The following is a 2,719-nucleotide window of genomic DNA, read 5'->3' as shown; positions in this document are numbered from 1 at the left end:
CCGCCAGGGCGCCGGGGCCCTCGATCAGGTCAGACCACCACAGCCAGCCCTCGAAGCGCGGCACAGTGATCACATGGTTGTGGCCCAGGCGCCCTGGCGGTGGCGCGTGGCGCCCTGCGCCTGCGCTGGGAGGACGTCGAGCTGGACGCGCCCGCCGAGCGTGCCGCCGCCAGGGCGCCGGGGCCCTCGATCCGCTCCGGCCACCACAGCCAGCCCTCGAAGCGCGACACGGCAATCACCTGGTTGTGCCCCAGGCGGGCCAGGCTGCCGGCGCGGAACACATAGACCCGCAGCCGCGAGCGCTCGGGCTGCAGGCGCAGCAGGCGGCCCGCGCCGCTGGGCGGCTGGCTCACGAACTCGGGCGGCCAGGGCGGGCTCCCATCGAGTTCGCTGCCCGCGGCCCTGGCCAGTTGTACCGGAGGCACCGGCGCGCTGGCACAGCCGGTCAGGGCGGCGCCCAGGGCCAGCAGACAGTGGCGGCGGGCGATCATGCGCCCTCCCCTGCGGCTTCGCCCAGGGCCTGCAGCGCCGCCCGGTCCAGCAGCTCGATCTCGCCATAGCCCAGGGCCAGCAAGCCCTGCGCGGCCAGGGCCTGCAAGGCCTTGCTCACGCTCTGCCGGCTCACGCCCAGCATCAGGGCCAGCTGCTCCTGCGGCAGGCGCAAGGGCCGCGGCACGCCGCCCGGCGCGCGCTGGCCATAACCCTGGTCCAGCAGCAGCAGGCGCTTGGCCAGGCGCTGCGACAGGGGCAGGCGGGCAATGTCCTCCAGCACCTCGAAGCTCAGGCGCAGCTTGGCACAGGCCAGCACCGCCAAGTCGCGCCAGCAGGCCGGGTGCTGCTCCAGCCAGGCCTGCAGGCCAGCATGCGGTACCAGCCAGACCTGGCTCGCGCCTTCGGCCACCGCGTCATGGGTGCGCGGCCGGCCGTCCAGCAGGGAGATCTCGCCAAACCACTGGCCCGGCTCCAGCCAGGCCAGCAGGCTGGGGCGGCCATCGGCCTGGGCCGCGCCCACCTGCAGCGCGCCCGAGAGCACGCAGCACAGACCCTCGGGCCGGTCACCGCGCTCGAACAGGGCCTGGCCCGCGCCCAGGCTGACCCGACGTCCGGCCCGCAGCAGATGTTCCTGCAGCAGGGGCGCGCAGGCAGCAAACCAGGGGTGGCCGCGCATCAAGGCCTCTTCGGCCGGACTCAGGGCGGAGGATGGGGCGGGCAAGTGCATGATGGGGAAAGCTCGGGGGCGGGCGACTCGCAGCAAGGCCTCAGTTTGTCGGAAATTTGACAGTCCTGCGTCCGGGCTCACACTAGCATGCGCCGCCACGTCCAACAGCACCCACAACAAGGAGACGCCCATGGCCGCCAGTCCCTTCCGCCCCGCCCTGGATCTGATGGTGCAGTACGCCCGCTACCACCGCGACCGCCGCAATATCGCCACCCACTTCATCGGCATCCCCTTGATCGTGTTTGCCATCGGCGTGCTGATGGGCCGGGCACAGTTCAGCCTGGGCGATCTGAGCCTGAGCGCCGCCTGGCTGCTCTGGGCTCTCTCCACCCTCTGGTACCTGAGCCGCGGCGCCCTGCTGCTGGGCGCGGCCACGGCCGCAGTCAACGCCCTGCTCATCACCCTGGCCGCACCGCTGGCCGACCACGGCCTGAGCACGGCCCACTGGCTGGCTTGGGGCCTGGGCAGTTTTGTAGTGGGCTGGATCTTCCAGTTCGTGGGTCACTACTACGAGGGCAAGAAGCCGGCCTTTGTCGATGATCTGGTGGGCCTGCTGGTGGGCCCCATGTTTGTGGTGGGCGAGGCGCTGTTCGCCCTGGGCCTGCAGCGCGGCATGCTGGCCGAGATCGAGCGCCAGGCCGGCCCCACCCATCTGCGCGATCTGACGCGTCCCGCCGCGTGAGCACACACGGCGACAAGCCCATGGGCCCCGTGCTCATCATGGGCGCGGGCTCGGTGGGCTGCTTTCTGGGCGGCGTGCTGGCCCAGGCTGGTCACGAGCTGCATTTCGTGGCCCGGCCCCGGGTGCGGGAGGCCCTGCGCCTGCAGGGCCTGCGGCTGAGCGATCTGGAGGGGCGCCAGATCCACCTGCCGCCCCAGACCCTGCATCTGCACGAGCAAGCGCCGGTCGGACTGCGCCCCGCCCTGACGCTGCTGTGCGTCAAGAGCGGCGCCACTGCCGAGGCCGCGCGCCAGTTGGCGGCCAGCCTGCCGCCGGGCAGCGCCGTGGTCTCCATGCAAAACGGTGTGGACAATGTGGAGCGCGCCCGCGAGGCGGCGCCGGCCTTGCACTGGCTGGCGGGCATGGTGCCCTTCAATGTGGCCGAGCAGGCCGCCGGGCATTACCACCGCGGCACCGCGGGCGGCCTGGCCGCCGAACAGCATGCGGCCCTGCAAGCCCTGAGCCCCGCCCTGGCGGGCTTTGGCATCAAGCTGCGCCTGCAGCCCGATCTGCGGGCCTTGCAGTGGGGCAAGCTGCTGATCAATCTCAACAACCCGGTGAATGCACTCTCGGGCCGGCCCCTGCGCGCCCAGCTGCTGGACCGCGGCTACCGGCGCTGCTTTGCGGCCCTGCAAGCCGAGGCCCTGGCCCTGCTGCAGCAGGCCGGCATCGCGGTGGCCGCCCCCACGCCCGTGCCACCGCGCCATCTGGCCGCCCAGCGGCGCCTGCCCCCCCCCCCGTTTAGCCTGGAGGCGGCCCGCAAGCGGGGCAGGGTCACC

At 72.6% G+C, this 2,719-nt stretch carries 4 protein-coding genes; 2 read left to right on the top strand and 2 right to left on the bottom strand.

Annotated elements, in window-relative coordinates:
* Positions 1 to 29: 29 nt before the first annotated feature.
* Together ACK5F2_RS01350 and ACK5F2_RS01345 are read right to left on the bottom strand one after the other, a co-directional pair.
* The gene (locus ACK5F2_RS01350) at positions 30 to 491 is read right to left on the bottom strand and encodes a hypothetical protein (protein ID WP_409862231.1); all 462 of its coding nucleotides are present in this window, start codon (positions 489 to 491) and stop codon (positions 30 to 32) included.
* Positions 488 to 1,219 (bottom strand): Crp/Fnr family transcriptional regulator, encoded by a 732-nt coding sequence (locus ACK5F2_RS01345; RefSeq protein ID WP_409862230.1) that lies wholly within the window; start codon positions 1,217 to 1,219, stop codon positions 488 to 490. Before ACK5F2_RS01345 ends, ACK5F2_RS01350 begins: the two co-directional genes overlap by 4 nt.
* Positions 1,220 to 1,349: 130 nt before the next feature.
* Here ACK5F2_RS01345 and ACK5F2_RS01340 point away from each other — a divergent pair, with 130 nt between their 5' ends.
* Entirely contained in the window at positions 1,350 to 1,901 is a 552-nt protein-coding gene (locus ACK5F2_RS01340) for a DUF962 domain-containing protein (RefSeq protein WP_409862228.1), read from the top strand.
* The coding region (locus tag ACK5F2_RS01335; protein ID WP_409862227.1) for a 2-dehydropantoate 2-reductase at positions 1,898 to 2,719 on the top strand (822 nt) is incomplete at its 3' end. The genes ACK5F2_RS01340 and ACK5F2_RS01335, both read left to right, overlap by 4 nt.

Source organism: Roseateles sp. (assembly GCF_046300915.1).
Classification (GTDB): domain Bacteria; phylum Pseudomonadota; class Gammaproteobacteria; order Burkholderiales; family Burkholderiaceae_C; genus Kinneretia.
Note: the sequence above shows the minus strand (reverse complement) of the source record. Positions and strands in the feature narration are given on the sequence as shown.

Bases quoted from the DNA above. Each gene is read 5' to 3' on its own strand.
- ACK5F2_RS01350 (WP_409862231.1), bottom strand. From the start codon at position 491: ATGATCGCCCGCCGCCACTGTCTGCTGGCCCTGGGCGCCGCCCTGACC.
- ACK5F2_RS01345 (WP_409862230.1), bottom strand. From the start codon at position 1,219: ATGCACTTGCCCGCCCCATCCTCCGCCCTGAGTCCGGCCGAAGAGGCC.
- ACK5F2_RS01340 (WP_409862228.1), top strand. From the start codon at position 1,350: ATGGCCGCCAGTCCCTTCCGCCCCGCCCTGGATCTGATGGTGCAGTAC.